This window comes from Permianibacter aggregans, from assembly GCF_009756665.1.
GTDB lineage: Bacteria > Pseudomonadota > Gammaproteobacteria > Enterobacterales > Permianibacteraceae > Permianibacter > Permianibacter aggregans.
On the sequence record NZ_CP037953.1, the window covers coordinates 1,077,964 to 1,098,422 of the forward strand.

Here is a 20,459-nt window from a genome sequence, read left to right on the forward strand (position 1 = left end):
CATGCCCGGTCCGGTACTGGTATTCGATTCAGGCGTCGGAGGCTTGAGCGTATTCGATGCAATACGGATCCGGTTACCGGCGCTACCGATCAGTTTTGCCTGCGATAACGCTGGCTTTCCGTACGGGCCACGCGAAGAATCCGACTTGATCCAGCGTGTCGAAACGGTCATTACGCGCTTGATTGAACACTCGCAGCCATCAATGATTGTCATTGCCTGCAACACCGCCAGCACACTGGCACTGGAACATTTGCGGGCGCGCTTTGCCTTGCCTTTTGTTGGCGTCGTACCGGCGATAAAACCGGCTGCACAAATCAGCCAGAATAAAGTGATTGGGCTGCTGGCGACACCTGGCACGATTAAGCGTGCCTATACACAAAAACTGATCGATGACTTTGCAAGCGATTGCCAAATCATCCGTCATGGCAGCACAGCACTGGTACGAATGGCCGAGCAACGCTTGCGCTTGCAGCCCATTGATTTGACGCTGCTGAAACTGGAACTGGCGGTATTCGAACAAGCACAACCGCACCCCGATACCATCGTACTGGCCTGTACCCATTTTCCTTTGTTGCTGGAACAGCTGAATACCGCGCTCAGCTATCCGGTGCGCTGGGTGGATTCCGGTGAAGCCATTGCCCGCCGTGTCGAACAATTGCTGCCAACGCTGAAGCCAAGCGACAACAAGGCGTTCTGCGTCTGGATGACGGCTGACGATGACAACGCCAGACAACTCTGGCCCAGTCTGCAGGCCCGCGGCTTGACCACGCTGGAATTTGTCCACGTTTGAACCCCGTCAAGTTATGCAACAAGCCACGGTTTGAAAGCCGGCGCGTTTCGCGGCATCATGGACAAACGCTTATGACCGTTCCGGTCACCCGCTACCGGGAGTGAAATCATGTTGAAAGCTGTAACTGCTGCCTTGATGTCCCTGCTCTGCGTCGCCTGCATCTCAGCGTCTCCAGCCAAAGTCGATGCCCATTTCGCGCCATTGAAGTCGGCAACGATGCAAGACTTGATCAACCGCTGGGGCGCACCACCGGCGCAAAGCGTCGTCAACGGCGTCAACTACGCCGAATGGACCCGCACCGATGTCTCCAACAAGCCATCGATTTCGATCGGCATAGGCGGCTTTGGTTCACGCGTTGGCGGCGGTGTATCCACGACCACCGGCGGTGGCCAGCAACTCGATGCCTGTACCGTGACGGTTGCTTATGATGAACAAGGTAATGTTACGGACTTACGCTGGCGCGGCGAGACGGATGTTTGTATTGAGCAGTTCAGCTCACCAGTAGAGAAATAATATTTATCTTCTATCATGCCCGCGAAAGCGGGCATTTATGTACTTAATTAACTCTTGAAAAAAATAATGAAGTTTAATAGCCCCAAATGGAAATTGAAGAACACTATATGTCCCTGTTGTGGTCAAGGTAGCCCTGAGTTCATATGCTGCCCCAGTTGTGGAAATATTGCGTTAGCATGTTTGGAAGTTGGAGCAATTTTTTCAGATCCGAATGACCTATCGATTCAAATGAATTTGGAGTCTACCTGCGTTACCTGTATGAGGATCAAGTACAGTTGCTTTCCCCCAGCAACGGAACAACAACTAAAGAACAGCACTTTTAAAGATAACTTTGAAGTTCAGAGCTAGTACGTAATAACCTGAGCATTGTAAATAAACTAGTTTCATCTTTTCCCGAATCACGTAGCTATCGAATATTGATCAGCACCCTAAAACAATTCATACGCTGTTTTATTGTTAAACAATAACTTTTGAGATCCAAGATTGCCGGGTCGCGCCCCGGCGGGCGCCTCACTTTCTTTGCTCGCGCAAAAGAAAGTAAGCAAAGAAACGCGCCCCAACTGCGCCAGATAAGTTTTGCTACTTCGACTAAGCCGTTCCGGCATCGACAAGCCTCCAGCTCGGGCCGTGCTGGCTCGGCATCCATGCCTCAACAGCACTACAACCGCAATCCCTGCGGTTGTACCCGGCCTCCGACTTGTCGTTGCCGGCTGGCGCAGACGGGGACCCCGTTTTTTTCTTTCCGCTATCTCTGGCTTCGAAATGAACCGCAAAAACCAAATAAAGACTGATCTTGTGATTTTTTAAGGACACTCCATCCTCATTTCATCTGTCATGATCACCGGCAACCATTCCATCCTTTCACAAGCTTGTCCGTAGGCATTGCCGGAACCATCCAGATAAGCAAAACGCACCGAGGCCGGTAAACGCAGTGACAACGGCGCGGATGTTTTCACCGCAATCATGTCGGCAAATAATTGCATCGCGCCGCTGGCGCCGGTTAAGCCGGTGCTTTGATTGTCGTCACGACCAAGCCAAGTAACGATCAAATACTCATCATCAAAACCGACAAACCAAGAATCGCGAGTGTCGTTGGTGGTGCCGGTTTTACCGGCAAGATTCAATGATGGATAGCGTGCGCCCAGACTTTTTCCAGTGCCGTCACGCACCGCTTCTTGCAGCGTGTAGGCGGTCAGGAAACTCGATGCCGGATGTAGCTCGCCCAGCGATTCCGTTTGCCGGCGCCACACTTCACCATCATCAAAACGGGCAGCGACAATCGCGTGGCTAGGCATCACTTGCTGGCCGTGGGCAATGCCTGAATACAGCGTTGCCACTTCCAGCGGTGACAATTCCAACGCACCCAATGCCAGTGACGGCCACAAAGCAATGGGGCGCTCAATGCCCATTTCGCGCAGGCTTTTTTCCACCTGTTTTAAGCCAACTTCCATCGCCAAACGCGCGGTGGCCAAGTTCAAGGATTCCGACAGAGCGCGATGCAGGCTGACGATGCCGCGACTCTGACCGTCGTAGTTTTTCGGTTGCCAGGTTTTGCCGTCATCAGCGCGCATGACGAAACTGGAATCCTGCAAGGGCGTGGCCAAAGTAAACAGCGGCGAACGCTTCAACGCGGTGTAATAGATAATCGGTTTCAGGGTTGAACCGACGGCACGCTTCGCATCGAGCGCGCGATTGAAACCGGCGTAATCGGTATCGCGGCCGCCGACCAAGGCCCGCACCAATCCATTGCGCCGATCCTTGATCACCATCGCTGCTTGCAGAGCCTTGCCCTCATCAAGTCGGTTCAACCCCTTACTGACAACCAATTCCGCTTTGCGCTGAGTAACGGCATCGATGCTGGTAAAAATCTGCACGCCAGAGCGTTTGAAATCGATGGCACCGACATCGGATTTCAATTCACGTTTAATGGCATCGAGCACGGCCGGCATACCGCCCGATAATTTACGCGGCGTGTGCACAACACCCAAGGGCTTGCGTTGCAGTTGCTGCATCTCGGCGCTGCTGAGCTGGCCGACATCGGCGCGCATTTTCAGCACCAAATCGCGTCGTGATTTTGCCCGCTCGCTGTTGCGCCACGGCGAGTAATACGAAGGCCCGCGCAGCATCGCGACTAGCAAGGCACTTTCGTGTTCTGCCAGCTCCTGCAAAGGCTTACCGAAATAGTAGCGGCTGGCCAAGGCGACGCCGTGGATTGCGCGCTGACCATCTTGACCGAGATAAATTTCATTCAGATAACTTTCGAGGATTTCGCCTTTGTCGTAGTTGGCTTCGAGAATAATCGCCATCAGCGCTTCGCGAATTTTTCGCCACCAGGTGCGCTCGCTATTCAGAAAATAGTTCTTGACCAATTGCTGGGTGATGGTCGAAGCACCCTGCTCGGTTTGACCGGCACGAATATTGGCCCAGGCGGCACGCGCAATCGCCGTCGGACTAATACCAAAATGGGAATAGAACTGGCGATCTTCGGCAACCAGCAAGGCATCAATCAAATGCTGCGGCACTTCCGTCAGCCGCACCAGTTCGCGGTCTTCATCTTTGCTCGGTGAAAAACGGCCGAGCAACACCGGATCGAGCCGCGCTTCCGCCAACGGTTCACCATTACCATCGCGCAAACGGGAAACACGGCCATCGCGAATCGACAGCACCACGATACGCTCCGGCAGTTTTTGATCAACGAAAGTGAATGCCCGCGCCCGAATATAGAACTGCTGATCGTCGCGCCGGTATTCGCCAGCGCGTGCCGGCTGTTCGCGTAAACGATAGCCGAGCAATTGCAATTCCAACTCCAAATCGGTCGCGCTCAGCAATTCCCCTTCACGCAAGCGATGTTCACGGGCATAGACACTGGCCGGTTCGGTCCAGCGCTGACCTTCAAAGCGCTTGCGCACATCGGCATGCAAATACAGCATCAGTGCGGCAAAACATACCGTCAATACCGCAAGGGTTTGCCAGAAAAAGCGCCACCAACGAAAGCCTTTTTTGCTTGCCTTACCATTGTTGGTTTTGCTGGAAGATGAAGTCTGCTTTGCTTTTTTTGCCACGGGAGATTCAGTTGCGAAGGAATGTCGAAAAATGCACGAAGCTGGAAATATCGTACGGGTTCAAGGCGGCACAGTTTAGCGAATTCGCGCCGGCAAAGACATGCAGCAACCCGTATTTCCGGCATCAAACAGAAAAAGGCGCCACTGGCGCCTTTTCTCTTGCGTTCGCATTACGGGCGGCGAAAGGCTCGTCCGCGAATGGCGCCTCGACAAGTTTCGGCGCCGCAGCCACAGGTAAAGGAGCGGAACAACTCATCCTCGGTGGTTTCGTAATCCATCGTCAGAAATTCGCCAGCCTTGATGTCGCGACGAGCTGTGAACGTCAGCGTGCTCATGTCGCAGGCCATATTCGGATCACAGGAGTGCAATACTTTGCCCATGACCAGTGGGTCGGAAACGTAATGCCCCGGCGCCTGTTGCAGTGTGAACAAGGACTGTTCCGATTGCACCGGCCCAAAGAAGCGGAAAACCACTTCGCCTTCGGCGACATCCACCAGCGAAATCAAACCCTCGCCTTTACCATCGTGCGTGCGAATCACTTGCACCTTGTCGCGGGTAGGCTCATTCAGAAACGGTGGGCAGAGTTTGTGGTAGTAACGAGGATGGCGGGCGGTTTCGGAAGCGTTGTCGGTCACCGGATGGCTATCGGACGAATTGACCAGATCCAAAGGCATGAGTTTCTCTCCTGATTTATTTCGGTGGTTTCGTCTGTCCGGCGCGGACACGAAACGCAAACCAGCTGCAATCGTCTTTGCAGCCGGACCAGAACCAACGATGACGTGCGGTATATGACATACGTTACGCGCTCCTTTTGTTGGCATGCCGGGCGATGAGTTTCACGATCGCCCAAACGCAAAAAACCTCCGTCGATGATTTTCATGCGCAGCCGGCCACTCGCCCTGTGCTGCCACAAAAAACAATCGCTCCGGAGGTCGCCAAACCGTCACATGACGGCGCTGTTAAATATGCGACTGGCGATTGCGCATTTCAAGTATTTTTTTGGATGGCTAAACCATTGTGGAAGTTCCAAGAACACAAATCGAATCAGCAGCTTAGCTCTTGCATTTTGTGAACGGGATCAGATTTGGTGCAGCGCGAAAGCGCGGGTCAGGCGCTCAGGTGGATTTGCGCGCCCGGTCATCGGCGGCTTTGCTGCGCCGGGTTGGCTCGGCTTCCAATGGATTTTCCGGCCAGTAATGTTTCGGGTATTGACCACGCATATCCTTGCGCACGTCCTGCCAGGCGTTTTGCCAAAAGCTCTGCAAATCCTGGGTAACGGCCAGCGGCCGACGCGCTGGCGACAGCAAATGCAACATGACCGGTACTCTGCCTTTCGCCAGCGTCGGCGTTTCCATTTGGCCAAACATTTCTTGCAATCGTACCGCCAATACCGGTGGGTGTTGGTCATAGTCAATCTTGACAGCGGTGCCGGTCGGCACGGTCAAATGCGTTGGCGCCATCGCATCGAGCCAGCGCATTGCCTCAAATTCGATCAAGGCACTGAGTGCGGGAAACACGTCAAGCTGTTGCAAATGCGCTTTGCGGGTAACGCCAGATAAAAACGGCGCCAGCCACTGCTCCAGTGTCGCCAGCAAATGCGCGTCACTGAGATCGGGCAAGCGATTTCTGTCACTGTCATCCAGCCCGGCCTGTTCGCGTAACCACTGCACCCGTTCCCGCAAACTTTTTGCTTTATCACCCCAGTGCAGCACCGACAAGCCAAGTGAACGAATGCCGGCGATCACCGCTGCTAATCGCGTCGCTTCGTTCAAGGTTACCGGCTTTTCACTGACAATCAGGGCTCCGATGCACTCCGCTTCGCGTGCCACCAGGGCGTCGGATTTTTCATCCCAAAAGCCTTCGATACGCGTTTCGATATGTGACGCCAATACGCTGCGCAGCAAGGATTCCTTGATCTCGGCCGCGAGAAAAATCCTTGCATCTTGACCAACGCCATCGACTTCGGCGACCGCCAGCCATTCGCATTTATTCAGCGGTGATCCATCCGGCAAACTTAAACCGACACCGGCGGCACTCTGGTAGCGCAGCGATTGTTTTTGCCGTTGTTTGCAAACGCGTTCCGGAAACGCCAACGCCAGTAAAGGCCCAATAAAGTCTTCGTCAGTCGCTGAATCTTCCGCACGCAGCATTTTCTTCAACCTTGCACTTTGCGCTCTGACTCGCTCCCGGGCGTTGCGATCGACAGCGCCGCCATGCTGCAAAGCCAACCAGCGCTGATGAAAGTCAACATCGCGAAAACCGACTTGCTGGCTGCGCAACAAATCGCGCTCCTCCAGCAGCGCGGCGATATCGCAAGCCAGACTGGTTTGCGAAAACTCACGCGCTTTCAGCAGCATATGGGCGTAGCGCGGATGCACCGGCAATGCCGCCATTGTCTTGCCGTGCTCGGTCAAACGGAGCTCGTGATCGAGAGCTTGCAGGCGCTGCAATAAATCGCGCGCTTGCTGTAAATGTGCAGCAGGCGGCGCATCAAGCAAGCGCAGCGTGGCAACATCGGTGACTCCCCATTGGGCGATTTCCAGCGCGAACGGCGCCAAATCGGTGCTCAGGATTTCCGGCGTTGGAAAACGCGCCAGGGATTGCTGCTGGCTTTCGCTCCACAGCCGATAACAGACACCCGGTGCCGTGCGGCCGGCTCGACCGCGACGCTGCTCGGCGGTCGCTTGCGACAACATCGTCGTGACCAAACCGGACATGCCACGACGTGGATCGAATCGCGATTGCCGTGCCAAACCGGAATCGATGACGACGCGCACGCCATCAATGGTCAAACTGGTTTCAGCAATTGCCGTGGCCAAGATTATTTTGCGCCGGCCCTGTGCATCCGGTTTCAGCGCCGCCTGTTGGGCACTGATGCTCGCTTCGCCAAACAGCGCATGAATCGCGACGCGCTCTTGCAGCAGTTCACGTAATGCCGTTTCAGCGCGGCGGATTTCCCGCTGGCCCGGCAGAAACACTAGCAAATCACCTTCTTGTTCATTCATTGCCCGTTGCGCAACGGCAACAATCGACTTCTCCAGCGGGTAATCGCTCGGACGAGGTGCGTAAAATGTTTGCACCGGAAAGCTGCGACCGGAGCTGGCAATCACCGGGCAATCATTCAGCAGCGAAGCAACCGCGACGCCATCGAGCGTCGCTGACATGACCAGCACGCGCAACTCATCGCGCAGTGCATCTTGCGCTTCCAGCGTCAATGCCAAGCCCAAATCGGCATGAATCGAGCGCTCGTGGAATTCATCGAAAATCACCACCGACACGCCTTCGAGCGATGGGTCATCCTGCAACATCCGGGTCAGAATGCCTTCGGTGACGACTTCAATGCGCGTCGCTGAGGAGATTTTTGATTCGCCACGAATTCGGTAGCCAACCTGTTGCCCGACCCGCTCGCCAAGCTGCGCCGCCATATACTCTGCGGCACGAATCGCCGCCAGCCGGCGCGGTTCCAGCATCAGGATTTTGCCCGGCGCGAAGGCGGCATCGGCAAGCAAAGCCAGCGGCACCCGCGTGGTTTTGCCGGCGCCCGGCTCGGCCGATAGCACGACATTGGGCTGTACGCGCAGTGCAGCCAATAATTCGGGCAGAACAGCATCTATCGGCAAAACGGACATCGGTTGGGTGAGGACAGTGGCAAAGGGTCGCCATTATGACGTGAATCCAGCCACCATTAATCGGTAACATCGGCTTATTGGCCAAATCAGTGTTGTCCTTGCCCCATGGCAAGGCCTACACTTGCCGCCATGCGAAAAATGATGCTGATTCTGCTGCTGCTCGTGCTGGTGCCCCGTTATGTCGGCGCCGGCGTTACGCATTGGCTCAATTGTCAGCCATCAGAGACCGCCACCAGCCATCATTCAGCGAGCCACGATGTCGAACCCCATCACGCGATGCACGGCGATGGTGAGCATCAGGGCCACCACGCCGAGCCTGATGAGCGTTCATCAGACCTCAGTGCAGATTCGCTCTGCCAGCATTGCGACGATTGCAGCGACCATTGCTCGGCCCTGCTTTTACAAGCCAGTCTCAATGGCCGCTTGTCGATCCGGCATGATTTGCAAATCGGCAGTACGCCATTCGACACCCCTTCCCGCCCGGAACTGATCTCCCGCCCCCCCAGGCTCCTGCACGTGTAATCAAGACCGTCGTGCGCCTGGCGCACGGCGAGGTTGACCACTAGCCAAGAGCTGACCATGAAATTTACCCATTATTTATGGCTGCTGCCGGCGCTATTCAGCATCGCGTTGCAAGCCGAAACCCCTGAAAACGCTCGCTTTGACCAGGCGCTCAGCGCCTATTGGCAGCGCCATCCCCAAGCCCAGGCACTAGCCGAGCACCAATTGGCTGCCGATGCTGAACTCGACAGCGCCCGGCGCTGGCTTGGCGACCGTCCATCGCTGACACTCGGTCGTATAGAGAACGGCGACGGCAGTGAAACGGAAACCGAATTCGAACTGGAATTGCCGCTGCCAATCGCGCGCGGCGCCCGCATCGACCAAAGCCAGGCACGTGGCAAGGCGCTGGCCGCTGAAGCGCAATATTTGAAACTGCAAATGGCGGCCGAATTGCTGCGCGCCGATGCGGAATTGCGTGCTCAGTTTCAACGCCAAACGCTGGCCGCTCAGCGCACACAAAGTGCCCGCCGCTTGGCGGAAAATGCTGCCCGCCGCGCCAACGCCGGCGAGCTGGCGCAAGCCGATTTATGGACCATCGAAGCGGAGCAACTGGCTGCCGAACAGGCCCTATTGCAAGCCGAACAGGCTTTGGCCGACGCTCAACAGCGTTGGCAGCAGCTGACTGGCCAGCGATTGACGGCGTTACCGCCACCGCTTGCCGTTATCCCGACAGCAAGCGATGCCGAGCGCACACCGGCGGAGCACCCGGCGCTGCAACAACTGGCTGCCGAGCATCAGCGCAACAGCGCCGCGCTGCGCGCAGAGAAAGACGGTTGGCTGCAAGGTAGCGCCTTGGCGCTGCAATACCGACGTGAAGAATTGTCGCCATTCGGCGAAAAAGAAAACTTCGCCGGTATCGCCTTTTCTATGCCGTTGCCGTTTGGCGCACCGCGCCGCGCCGCTATCGCCGAGGCGCGCGCCGAACAACGACAAAGCGAACTGCAATTTCAGCAACGAGAACGCGAATTGACGCTGGCCATCGAGCGAGCACAACAACGCCTGAACGCACTGCAACGCGAACAAGCGCTGCTGCAAAAGCGTCAGCAACTCACAGCGCAAGCGTTGGCCTTGGCCGAAAAAGCCTTTGAACTGGGCGAACAAAGTCTCGCCGAATTCCTGCTCACCCAAACCCGCGCTTACGACACCGAAGCCGACGCCATTAGCTTCACGCAACAACAACAACAGGCCTATGCCGACTTAATCGAAGCGCAAGGATTTTTGCCATGAACCGTCTGAATGTTTCCACTTTGATCTTGACGCTGGTGTTAAGCGCCACCTCGGTTTTTGGCCATGGCGGTGAAGAACACAGTCACGGCGACGAAACGCCGGCGACCAGCACCGCCAACACCAGCGCCCGATTGGCACTGGAAGGCGAGCAACTGGAGGCCGTGCTGGTTTACAGCGAAACGCCCTGGCAGTTGTACCTCGATGATCGCGATCGCAACGCCCCCGTTGATGCCGAGTTAAACATCGATCTCGACGGCCAAACTCTCGCTGTCGAGCGCGTCGACAATGGCAGCTATCAACTCGCGGTGCCGGAAAACTCGCTGGGTAAACACAGCATCGTCATTGCCGTCACCAGCGAACAGTACAACGAACTGCTGCTCGCTGACTTTACCGTCAGTGCCGATCAGGAAGCCGCTCACCAACACTGGTCATGGTGGTGGTTGACACTATTGCTTGTGCCGCTCGCTGGCTGGCTATTCTGGCGCAAACGCCAAGCGGCAACGGCGGTGCTGATCATGACATTTGTTGGCGCTTCAACCGACGGTTTTGCCCATGGCGATGAGCAACACAGCCACGAATCAGAACTACCGACGACGCTTGGCAGCGCCAGCCCAATGCGCTTGCCCGATGGACAATTGTTTGTACCGAAGCCCAGCCAACGGCTGATGAATGTACGCACGGAAAAAACTGCTCTTGATAGCCACACATTAAGTTATCGACTGAACGCACAAGTGATTGCCGACCCGAGCGGCAGCGGGCTGGTGCAAGCGACGCAAACCGGTCGCGTGTTGCCGGCAGGAAAGCGCTTGCCGCAGCTGGGGGCCGAAGTCAAAGCCGGCGCTGTGCTCGCTTACCTTGAACCAGTGTTGAGCCAGGGCGAGCGCGCCTCCTTGCAGGCCGAACACGCGCAAGTGCAAAGCCAATTGCAATTGGCGGAACAGCGCTGGCAACGGCTGCAACAGATTCGCGATAGTGTGCCACGCAAAGAATGGGAAGCAGCACAGGCCGACGTCGACGCACTGCGCGTGCATGCCACCAGCCTGCAGCAATCGCTGCACGCAAAACTGCCGCTAACGGCACCGGTCAGTGGCGTTATCAGCGACGTGAAAATCGTTGCCGGCGCCATAGCCGACACCGGCCAGACGTTGTTCGAAATCGTCACACCGAAAGCGTTTTTGGTCGAAGCCCTGGCGTTCGATGAAGCGATGGCTGCGCAAATCAAAGATGCGGTGTTTGTGCATCAGGGCAATGAATACGCGCTGAGTTTTATTGGCGCTGGTCGCAAGCTGCGTGATCAAGCCGTGCCAGTGCAATTTCGCTTGCGGGAACCGGCCGAGCGCTTGAGCGTGGGTGCCATTGGTTCGGCGCTTGTGGTCAGTGGCCAGCAACAGTCCGGGGTACTGGTGCCGCAATCGGCGTTGCTGCGCGGCGATGATGGCCGGCAGATGCTGGTCATCAAACTGGCGCCAGAAATTTTTGCGCTGCGGGCCGTTGAAGCGCAAGCGCAACCGAACGCCACGGCACTGGTTACCAGCGGCTTGCAAGGTGGTGAACGCGTTGTTGTCAGCGGCGCCAGTCTGCTGCAACAAGTGCGCTGAAGGCAGGGAGCAAACGACGTGTTCAATTTCATTGTTGAATCAAGTCTACGTCAGCGCCTGTTCGTGCTGATTGTGGCTCTGCTGCTGATGGTTGGCGGCTTTTACTCGGCGCGGCAACTGCCCGTTGATGTGTTTCCGGATTTGAATCGTCCAACCGTGACGGTGATGACCGAAGCGCCCGGCATGGCACCTGAAGAAGTCGAGCAGTTTGTCAGTTTTCCGCTGGAGTCGGCGCTAAACGGCATGCCCGGCGTTACGCGTGTGCGTTCGGTTTCCGGCATTGGTTTGTCGGTCATTTATGTTGAGTTTGCCTGGGGCACCGACATTCTCGTCAACCGACAAATGGTTTCGGAGAAACTGCAAGCCGCACGCGAGCAGTTGCCGGATGACGCCCATGCCCAGATGGGACCTATCGCGTCGATCATGGGCGAGATCATGCTGATTGCGCTGGCCGCCGATGGTGCCGATGCGATGCGGGTGCGGGAAATCGCGGAATACGATTTGCGTCCACGTCTGCTCAGCATTCCCGGTATCGCACAAGTCATTCCAATTGGTGGCGAGGTGCGCGAGTTTCGCGTAACGCCAGACCCGCAGCGTTTGATGGCGCTGCAGATCCCGCTGGCTGAACTATCAGACAGCCTGAAGGATTTCGGTCAGAACACCAGCGGCGGCTTTCTCGACCAGGCCGGGCGCGAATACCTGATTCGTCATCAGGGGCGCAATACCTCGTTGGAAGATTTGCAGCGGCTGGTGGTCGCTCATCGTGACGAACATCCGGTGTTGTTAAAACAGGTGGCGGATGTGCAAATTGCCGCCAAACCGAAACGCGGTGATGCCAGTTTCAATGCCACACCGAGCGTGATTCTGTCAGTGCAAAAACAACCGGGTGCCGACACGCTGAGTCTGACGGCGGAAATCGAGAAAACCCTGGCCCAGTTCAATGCCCAGAAGCCGGAAGGTTTACGCGCAGCAGAAGTGTTGTTCCGCCAGGCCAGCTTTATCGATGCGTCAATTGACAACGTACAGGAAGCGCTTCGTGATGGCGCCGTTATGGTCATGATCATTCTGGTCATGTTCCTGATGAGTGCACGCACCACCTTGATCTCGCTGCTGGCAATTCCGATGTCAATTGCGATGACGTTGATGGTGTTCAAGCTGATGAACCTGTCGCTGAACACGATGACACTCGGAGGCATTGCCATCGCGGTCGGCGAACTGGTCGATGATGCCGTCGTCGATGTCGAAAATATTTTACGGCGACTGCGACAAAAACTCGGCACCGAGCCGTTATTCGACATTGTTCGCGATGCCTCCATTGAAGTGCGTTCCGGCATCGTCTACGCGACGCTGATCGTCATCCTGGTGTTTGTACCACTGTTCGCCCTGCCCGGCATCGAAGGCCGCTTGTTCATTCCACTGGGTATTGCCTATATCGTTTCGATTCTGGCCAGTTTGTTGGTGTCGATGACGGTAACACCGGTGCTGTCTTACTACCTGTTGCCAAAAATGAAACGTTTGCGGCATGGAGACAGTGCGCTGGTGCAATACTTAAAAAAATGGGATGAAAAGCTATTGCACTGGAGCTTCGACCATCATCGGCCGCTGTTTACGGTCTCGATCGCGCTGGTGTTCGTTGCCGTTGCCGTCATTCCGTTTTTACCGCGCAGTTTCCTACCGCCGTTCAACGAAGGCACGCTGACCATTAATCTGCTGATGAAGCCCGGCGTGTCGCTGGAAGAGTCGAACCGGGTGGGCACGTTGGCCGAACAATTGCTGCTGCAAATTCCCGAAGTGAAAAAAGTGGGGCGACGTACCGGCCGCGCCGAAATGGATGAACACGCCGAAGGCGTCCATTACGGCGAAATCGATGTCGATTTGCAGGATCGGGAACGCCCGCGCGAAGCGGTGATTGCCGACATTCGCAACCGCCTGAACGCGCTGCCGGCCAGCATCAGCATTGGCCAGCCGATTTCACACCGGCTCGATCATTTGCTGTCCGGTGTTCGTGCCGAAATCGCCATCAAGATCTTTGGTGAAGATCTGGATGCGCTGCGCAGTTTGGCGGAAAGCCTGCGCACACAACTGGCCAATGTCGATGGCCTGGTCGACCTGAGTGTCGAGCGCCAGGTGCGGGTGCCGCAGATCAAAGTGCAGCTGGATTATGAGCGTGCCGCTGCACTCGGCGTCACTCCGAGCCAGGTACTGCGCGCACTGGAGCAACTGGTTGGCGGCGAACGCGTCACTCAATTGATCGATGGCAATCGCCGTTACGATGTGGTCATTCGCGTTGACGATCGCTTCCGCAACGCCGATGGTTTATCGCAATTGCTGATTCCGGTCAAAGATGGCCACGTGCCGCTGTCAGAGCTGGCACAGATTATCGAAACCGACGGCCCGAACCAGATTGGTCGCGAACAAAGCCGGCGCCGGATTATCTTGTCGGCCAATACTCAGGATCGAGCCATTTCCGATGTCATGGTCGATGTGCAAAACGTCATCGATAACTTCAGCTTGCCCGAGCGTTACAGCATCGCCTTGGAAGGGCAATTTCAGGCGCAGCAACAAGCCACGAGTTTGATTTCGCTGTTGTCGGTGATTTCGTTTCTGCTGATCTTTCTGGTGCTGTACAGCCGCTATCACTCTGGCCGTTTGGCGCTGCTGATCATGGCCAATATTCCGATGGCGCTGGTCGGCAGTGTTGTCGCGCTCTGGCTCAGTGGCCAGCCGTTATCGGTGGCCAGCTTGATTGGGTTCATCACACTGGCCGGCATCAGTGCCCGTAACGGCATTCTGAAAATCAGCCATTACTTGCACCTGATGCAGCATGAAGGCGAACGTTTTGATCAGTACATGATCGTGCGCGGTTCGTTGGAACGCCTGACGCCGGTATTGATGACGGCGCTGACGGCCGCGTTTGCCTTGATCCCACTGGTGCTTTCCTCCGGTGATCCGGGCAAGGAAATCCTGCATCCGGTCGCCGTGGTGATTTTTGGCGGCCTGATCAGCTCGACCTTGCTCGACACCATTGTGACGCCGGTCGCCTATTGGCGCTGGGGCGAGAACGCCTCGAAAACTTTTTTGCAACAATCCACTCCAACCCCCTAACTGTTCAATGAGGTAGATCATGAAAACCTTGAAACTCGCTACGTTATTTGCCGGCCTGGCGCTGCTGCCAACGGCGCACGCGCATGATGACAATTGGCTCGATCAACAAACCGCGCCGAATGGAGGTCAACTCCGAATGGCTGGGCTCTATCATATGGAGCTGGTGGTCAAAGGCGATCAGCTGGATTTGTTTTTGACTGATCATGCCGACAATAAGCAAACCGCCGATGGCGCCAGCGCGCACGTGACGCTGTTGGCCGACAAGAAAGTGCAGAAAGTGGATCTGAAACCGGCCGGTGACAATCGCCTGAGCGCCAAAGGCAAATTTCCGACCAGTGCGGACTTGCAGGCCGTGGTCGTGTTGACGCCGGGCAAAGGTGAGAAAGTGCAAGCCAAGTTCACCCCGTTCAAAAAAGCGAAAGTCAGCGACCATCATCAGCACGATCACAGCCATGAAAAACCGGAACACAGCCATAGCCACGATCACGACCACAAACACTGAAAAGGACTGCATATGAACAAGGGAGTTTTTGCGCTGCTGCTGAGCTGCGCAAGTGTTGCCGTGTTAGCCGACGCGGCCGCTACCGTTGAACAATTTCATCAGGCGTTATCCGCTGGTGAACGCGACAAGGCGCTGACGTTTCTGGATGACAACGTGATGATTTATGAATCGGGCCATAAGGAGAAATCCAAGGCTGAATACGCGTCTCATCACCTTGATTCCGATATCGCATTCAGCCGCGAGGTAGCCCGCAAAGTAACTTCAACCCAACGCATTAGCCATGGCAACTACGAAACCGTGTTGCAGGAAACCGAAAGCAGCGGTAGCTACAAAGGTAAAGCGGTGCATTTGGTTGGACTGGAAACCATGTTGCTGAAGAAAACCGATGATGGCTGGAAGATTCAGCATATTCACTGGTCTTCACGAAAAGCGCATTAAATCAGCACCCTACCCGCCCTCTCCTGACAAGGAGAGGGCGCTCCGTTTACCATGCAGCATCGTCTTAACCGCGTCCACACGCGTTTTGGTTTTCCGCAAGCACACAAACGCCGGCGCCAGCTTGGTCACGCTGCACTTCTGCATTAGCTGAACTTCTACACTATAAAGAGCCGTGCGGCGGCAACGGCAACTCGCTGTCTACGCATGGCCATACTTACCGCACCAATATTGGAAGCAAGAGATGGGCAACAAACGCCAAAGTAGCGGCCAACAACACCGGGTATTTTTCGCGCTGCCAATCGACAGTGAAACCAGCGCCAAGCTTGATGTCTGGCGCCGGGCCATGCCGATTACCGGTCGCATGGTACCGACTGCCAATTTCCATCTGACGCTGGCGTTTATCGGTGAAATCTATGGCAGCCGGCTCGATGCGCTGATGGACAGCCGCTTCGATGGCTATCCGCCGTTTCTGCTGGAATTCGGCGAGCTGGCGTATTTCGCCCGCGCAAAAGTGCTGAGCATCGCACCATGCGCGGTACCGGAAGCGCTAAGCCGGCTGGCTGCACGCTGCCAGCAATTGGCCCAGCACTGGGGCAATGCCCGCAAGGAACACAACTACCAACCCCATATCACGCTGGCTCGCGATGTCGAGCCTCCGGTACCACCGGCCAGCGACCAGATGAACCTGAGTTTGCGCTGCAGCATGGTGCAGTTGCTGGAAAGCCGGCCGGCGAAACAAGGTGTCTACTACGAAGTCCTGGCCGAATGGCCATTACAGCGCCCCTTGCGTCCGCAACCGCGATGATGGTCTATCTTTAAAGTCCATCCGGAGTTTTCGGCCGCGGTTCGTTTGTCTGGCGAGCCACGGCTTGATGGATGGACATGGCGCCCGTGTCGGCGCGTTTGCGTTTAACCAGCCTTCGCTTTTTGCCTTAGCGCTCGATGTGCAACAGGGACAGGGCTGACAACAACAGGTGGATGCCGATCAATGAACCCGGTAGAGCTTTCTCCACCGGCGCTCGACCAGGCGCCGTTTGCGGTAATGATTTTCGACGCACAAGGCGTCGTCCATTACGCCAACGGCAGCTTCCGCTTTCTGTGCGGGCATCTTTATCCGGCCCCTGGCAGCAACGAAAACGGTGCGCTGCAAATCCCCGCCGACGATGCGCTATTGCAGAATTGGAAAAACTACTCCAGCGAACGCGAGTGCGCCGTTAAATCAGAATGGCTGCGTAACCCGGAATCCGATGAATTTTTTTATGGCGTGGTACGCTTGCAAGCTTACGGCAATCAAACTCTGGCTTGCTTCTACGCCCAGGACTTGAGCGAACTGCGGCTGACCTATCGCAGTTTGCGCTCAACGATGGAAACTTTCCACGCGATTTTCAATTTGGCACCGGATGTCATTTCGCTGACCCGGATGAGCGATAACGTCGTCGTCCAAGTCAACAAGGCTTACGAAAAACTCAGCGGCTACGATGCCTCGCATTTACTTGGTCGCACCTCGATCGATTCCGGTGCCTGGAAAAATCCCTCGGATCGGCTGCGTTTGCTCGAAGGTTTGATGGCTCATGGCCGGGTCGAATGCATGCCGGTGGAAATGCTCGACAAGCAAGGCAATATTCTGCATGTCTCGGTGTCATCTGTGGTCGTGCAGCTGCACGGCGAGCCGCACATGCTGTCCATCTTCCGTGACATTTCCGAACAGGTGCGCAACGAGCGCGATCTGCGCGAATTGAATCAACAACTGGAAGAGCGCGTGACCACGCGCACGCAGGAATTGTCGCGATTGAATCAGGAATTGGAGTCCTACATCTACACACTTTCCCACGATCTGCGCTCACCGATCCGCGCTATCAGCGGCTTTTCTGCGCTGCTGAGAGAACAAGGCGAAAGCGAGCTCAGTGAAGACAATCGAATCTTGTTGAATCGCATTGAAAGTGCTGCCAAGCGCATGATGCAGATGACCGACGACCTGTTACGTCTGGCCAGATTGTCGCGCAGCGCTGTCGAACGCAAAACCCTTTCGCTGGCGAGAATCGCCGAAGAGGTCCACAAGGATTTTGAAGCGCACCACCCGGAGCGCCATGTCGAGCTGATTTGCAAGGATCCACTGACCGCCTGGGGTGATCCGCAGTTGCTGCGTCATGTCATCGAAAATCTAATCAGCAACGCCTGGAAATACACGTCGACCAAACCGAACGCAACGATACGTTTGTGGAGTGAGGCCGACATTCATAATCAAACCCGTTTTCTGATTCAGGATAACGGCGTCGGCTTTGACAGCTCCTATGCCCAGCGCCTGTTCCAGCCGTTCTACCGAATGCACAAAGACAGCGAATTCCCCGGCACCGGCATCGGCCTTGCAACCGTCGCGCGCATTGTCTACGCCCACGGCGGCCAGGTTGGCGCCAGCGCCACGCCGGGTGGTGGCGCCATGTTCTGGTTCAGTCTGCCCAATCAAGAGGACAACGACGCTTAATTTTTCGGCCCGTCGGCCGATAGCCTAGGCATCAGTCTTGAATTTTTCCTATTGCGCCATGCTTCGAATTCTCGCCTTGCTTTTGCTGCCATTGGCTCCGGCATTCGCCGAGCAACATCCGTTCGAACCGATCCGGCAACAGGAATGGCCACTCTGGGCACAGGCATTCTGGCCGCAACAAACTCAGCAGCGCATTCCGGTTTACCTGCATATCGAAAACCGCAGCCGGCTGGAAACCGATAATCATTTGATCCGAGATGCCGACGGTCTCGACGACATTGAAACCGGCGCTGTGCCGCTCGCTTACCTCGATTGGTGGCTGGAACAAACGCTGGACCAGACCGGATTGTTCGTGCGCTCCAGCAATCCCGACGAGCGTTATCGCATCGACATCATGCTGATTGAGTACCAACCGCTATACACGGCCGAGGGCGAAGGCGGCTTTTGGCGCGACAGCGAAAGCACATTCAACCGCTGGTACGAAGATTGGCAACCGGGCCTGCGCACGCAAGTCGGCTTCAATGTGCAATGGCATGATCGTCAGCGCGCTGAGCAGCGCCAGTTTTCCAGTTTCTTGGAAGCCCGCCCTTGCGAACGCTTTCGCGGCGCCGCCAGCCTGCCCGATGGTCATCATCCAGAGTTTGCCGAGCATTATCGGCGCTCACTGATCGGGCAAACGACGACAGCATTGATGCACCGGGTTGTCTACTGGTTGCAACGACAGCATCCGGAACGCGAGCAATTCCACGCCATTGAAGCACTACGCGACGGCCGGGTTGAATGGCGCATTGCGGAACCGACACAAAAAGTTGGTGAAGTCGTGGAGATCTTCCATCGCGAAGACCCGGAGCGCTTGCTTGGCAGCGCGCAAATTATTCGCGTGCAACAGCAGCGTGTACAGGCGTATCCGTTAACGCTGACACCAGGCAGCCTCACCGTCGGCGATTTGATCAAAAGCTATCAGCCGCGCACCGCGTTGCCAGTCTTTCCGGCTCGAATCATCGAGCGCAACAGTTGTCCGGCGGAAGAGCCGCAAATCGAGCAAGAAAACGAAGTCAGCGAACCAACCGAACCGCTCGCCGCCCTTCCTTGACCGTGCTATCGCCAACAGCAAGTCCGGAAAGGTGCCGGTAGGTCCGGATTCCTCAGAATATATCCGGACATTCTCTAACCATGACCGGTGTGCGAATGAATTCGCACCTACCTGCTTTTATTGATCTGGATCCACCCGGGAGAAGAAAGTCATCGCGACGCCAGTTTCCCTCTAATGCTATAAAGGAGAAAATCACGCCACGGCCAAACCCGTTATGAGCAAAGAGCCGACCCGCCCACGCGTTTACCCAAGCGCTCGCGCCACCGTCGCGGAAGCGCAATGCCAGAGCGATTCACCGCAAACCTGCTCGCCCTCTTTCCGGCTGGCGTTCGCCGATCAGGATTTTCTTACCTCCGATGACACTCGCGCCGTGCGTCTGCAACTGGAATGGCAGAAATTCGATTTATTGTTGTCACGCGCCGGCATCGATCACACCATTGTCATGTTCGGCAGTGCCCGCATACGTCCTGCCGACATCGCAGCCAAACACACCGAAACCGTCCAACAACTATTGGCTGCCGACCCGAACAATCCGCAACGACAACGCGAACTGCAATATCAACAGTCGCTGCAACAAAAATCCGAGTACTACGACTACACCCGGCAACTGGCGGCGCGCATCGCCGCTGAAAGTGAACAGGCATTCGGCTTTCCGGCGACCGTGATCACCGGTGGCGGTCCCGGCATCATGGAAGCGGCCAATCGCGGCGCATCGGACGCAGGCAAGCCCAGCATCGGTCTCAACATCGTGCTACCGAAAGAGCAGCAACCGAACCCGTACATCACACCGGAATTCTGTTTTCATTTTCATTATTTCGCGATTCGCAAGATGCATTTCCTGATGCGCGCCCGCAGCATCATCACCTTTCCCGGAGGCTTCGGTACCATTGATGAATTAATCGAAACACTGACGCTGCTGCAAACAGGCCGGATACGACCGTTACCGATTGTGCTATTCGGCCGCCGCTACTGGCAGCGCGTGATCAATTTCGAAGCGATGGTTGAGGAAGGCACCATCGAAGAAAAAGATCTGCAATTGTTTCGCTATGCCGACAGTGTCGACGAAGCCTTCGACCATATTGCCGCATTCTATCGAGCCCATCCGCTAACAAATGGTGAAGCACTGGTAGAGTGAGATGATCGTGAAAGCCCCTCTCGTCTCGTGGAGGAGGGGAAGTGGAATTCGCTACGAGCGTAAAGCTGCAGCGGCTCCAAGCTTCATTGACTGCCTGTCTATACAACAGAAAATCGTGGGATGGCCAAGCACCTTTAGAATCACCTGTCATAAAGCCATCAGAAATTCCTGCTTGACTTTAAATCTGAAAAAACGCATTTTGAAAAAACTATGCAAAATCAACATCTCGTTTCTCACATCAGTAACCGCACAGGTACCGGTACCGGCACTACCCAGCAGGGGTGGTGGAATCGGTAGCGTCTGAAAAATTACCGAAAAAGCCCG

At 55.9% G+C, this 20,459-nt stretch carries 16 protein-coding genes; 13 read left to right on the plus strand and 3 right to left on the minus strand.

Annotation, left to right across the window (positions count from 1 at the left end; genetic code table 11):
- Position 1 precedes the first annotated feature (1 nt).
- Both murI and E2H98_RS04975 read left to right on the plus strand, forming a co-directional pair.
- The gene (gene murI / locus E2H98_RS04970) at positions 2-790 is read left to right on the plus strand and encodes a glutamate racemase (protein ID WP_133593071.1); all 789 of its coding nucleotides are present in this window, start codon (positions 2-4) and stop codon (positions 788-790) included.
- Between the two features lie 108 nt (positions 791-898).
- Positions 899-1,303, plus strand: coding sequence for a hypothetical protein (locus tag E2H98_RS04975; RefSeq protein ID WP_133593069.1), 405 nt, complete (start codon positions 899-901; stop codon positions 1,301-1,303).
- Positions 1,304-2,106: 803 nt separating this feature from the next.
- Here E2H98_RS04975 and mrcB read toward each other — a convergent pair.
- Entirely contained in the window at positions 2,107-4,365 is a 2,259-nt protein-coding gene (gene mrcB / locus E2H98_RS04980) for a penicillin-binding protein 1B (RefSeq protein WP_133593067.1), read from the minus strand.
- A 170-nt stretch (positions 4,366-4,535) separates the two neighbouring features.
- A complete protein-coding gene (locus E2H98_RS04985) occupies positions 4,536-5,039 on the minus strand; it encodes an SET domain-containing protein-lysine N-methyltransferase (protein WP_157591252.1) in 504 nt (167 codons plus the stop codon).
- 155 nt (positions 5,040-5,194) lie between these two features.
- Here E2H98_RS04985 and E2H98_RS04990 point away from each other — a divergent pair, with 155 nt between their 5' ends.
- Positions 5,195-5,437, plus strand: coding sequence for a hypothetical protein (locus E2H98_RS04990; protein ID WP_133593062.1), 243 nt, complete (start codon positions 5,195-5,197; stop codon positions 5,435-5,437).
- Between the two features lie 43 nt (positions 5,438-5,480).
- Here E2H98_RS04990 and hrpB read toward each other — a convergent pair whose 3' ends face one another.
- Positions 5,481-7,994 (minus strand): ATP-dependent helicase HrpB, encoded by a 2,514-nt coding sequence (hrpB, locus tag E2H98_RS04995; RefSeq protein ID WP_133593060.1) that lies wholly within the window; start codon positions 7,992-7,994, stop codon positions 5,481-5,483.
- Positions 7,995-8,132: 138 nt separating this feature from the next.
- On the opposite strand from hrpB, the gene E2H98_RS05000 reads away from it, so the two are divergent.
- From E2H98_RS05000 to E2H98_RS05045, 10 genes are all read left to right on the plus strand, one after another.
- Positions 8,133-8,516, plus strand: a complete 384-nt coding sequence (locus E2H98_RS05000; RefSeq protein ID WP_133593058.1) for a hypothetical protein — start codon at positions 8,133-8,135, stop codon at positions 8,514-8,516.
- A gap of 57 nt (positions 8,517-8,573) precedes the next feature.
- Positions 8,574-9,782 (plus strand): TolC family protein, encoded by a 1,209-nt coding sequence (locus E2H98_RS05005; RefSeq protein ID WP_133593056.1) that lies wholly within the window; start codon positions 8,574-8,576, stop codon positions 9,780-9,782.
- A complete protein-coding gene (locus E2H98_RS05010; protein WP_133593054.1) occupies positions 9,779-11,380 on the plus strand; it encodes an efflux RND transporter periplasmic adaptor subunit in 1,602 nt (533 codons plus the stop codon). Before E2H98_RS05005 ends, E2H98_RS05010 begins: the two co-directional genes overlap by 4 nt.
- Before the next feature lie 18 nt (positions 11,381-11,398).
- The gene (locus E2H98_RS05015) at positions 11,399-14,485 is read left to right on the plus strand and encodes an efflux RND transporter permease subunit (RefSeq protein ID WP_133593053.1); all 3,087 of its coding nucleotides are present in this window, start codon (positions 11,399-11,401) and stop codon (positions 14,483-14,485) included.
- 19 nt (positions 14,486-14,504) lie between these two features.
- Complete coding sequence (locus tag E2H98_RS05020) at positions 14,505-14,987, plus strand: hypothetical protein (RefSeq protein ID WP_133593051.1); 483 nt, start codon at positions 14,505-14,507, stop codon at positions 14,985-14,987.
- Between the two features lie 12 nt (positions 14,988-14,999).
- Positions 15,000-15,425: a YybH family protein gene (locus tag E2H98_RS05025; protein WP_133593049.1), complete on the plus strand. Its 426-nt coding sequence runs from the start codon at positions 15,000-15,002 to the stop codon at positions 15,423-15,425.
- Positions 15,426-15,666: 241 nt separating this feature from the next.
- Entirely contained in the window at positions 15,667-16,230 is a 564-nt protein-coding gene (gene thpR, locus E2H98_RS05030) for an RNA 2',3'-cyclic phosphodiesterase (RefSeq protein WP_133593047.1), read from the plus strand.
- Positions 16,231-16,413: 183 nt separating this feature from the next.
- Positions 16,414-17,907, plus strand: a complete 1,494-nt coding sequence (locus tag E2H98_RS05035) for a sensor histidine kinase (protein ID WP_133593045.1) — start codon at positions 16,414-16,416, stop codon at positions 17,905-17,907.
- Between the two features lie 58 nt (positions 17,908-17,965).
- A complete protein-coding gene (locus E2H98_RS05040; protein WP_133593043.1) occupies positions 17,966-19,000 on the plus strand; it encodes a hypothetical protein in 1,035 nt (344 codons plus the stop codon).
- Between the two features lie 214 nt (positions 19,001-19,214).
- Positions 19,215-20,135, plus strand: coding sequence for an LOG family protein (locus E2H98_RS05045; protein ID WP_133593042.1), 921 nt, complete (start codon positions 19,215-19,217; stop codon positions 20,133-20,135).
- Positions 20,136-20,459: the final 324 nt, after the last annotated feature.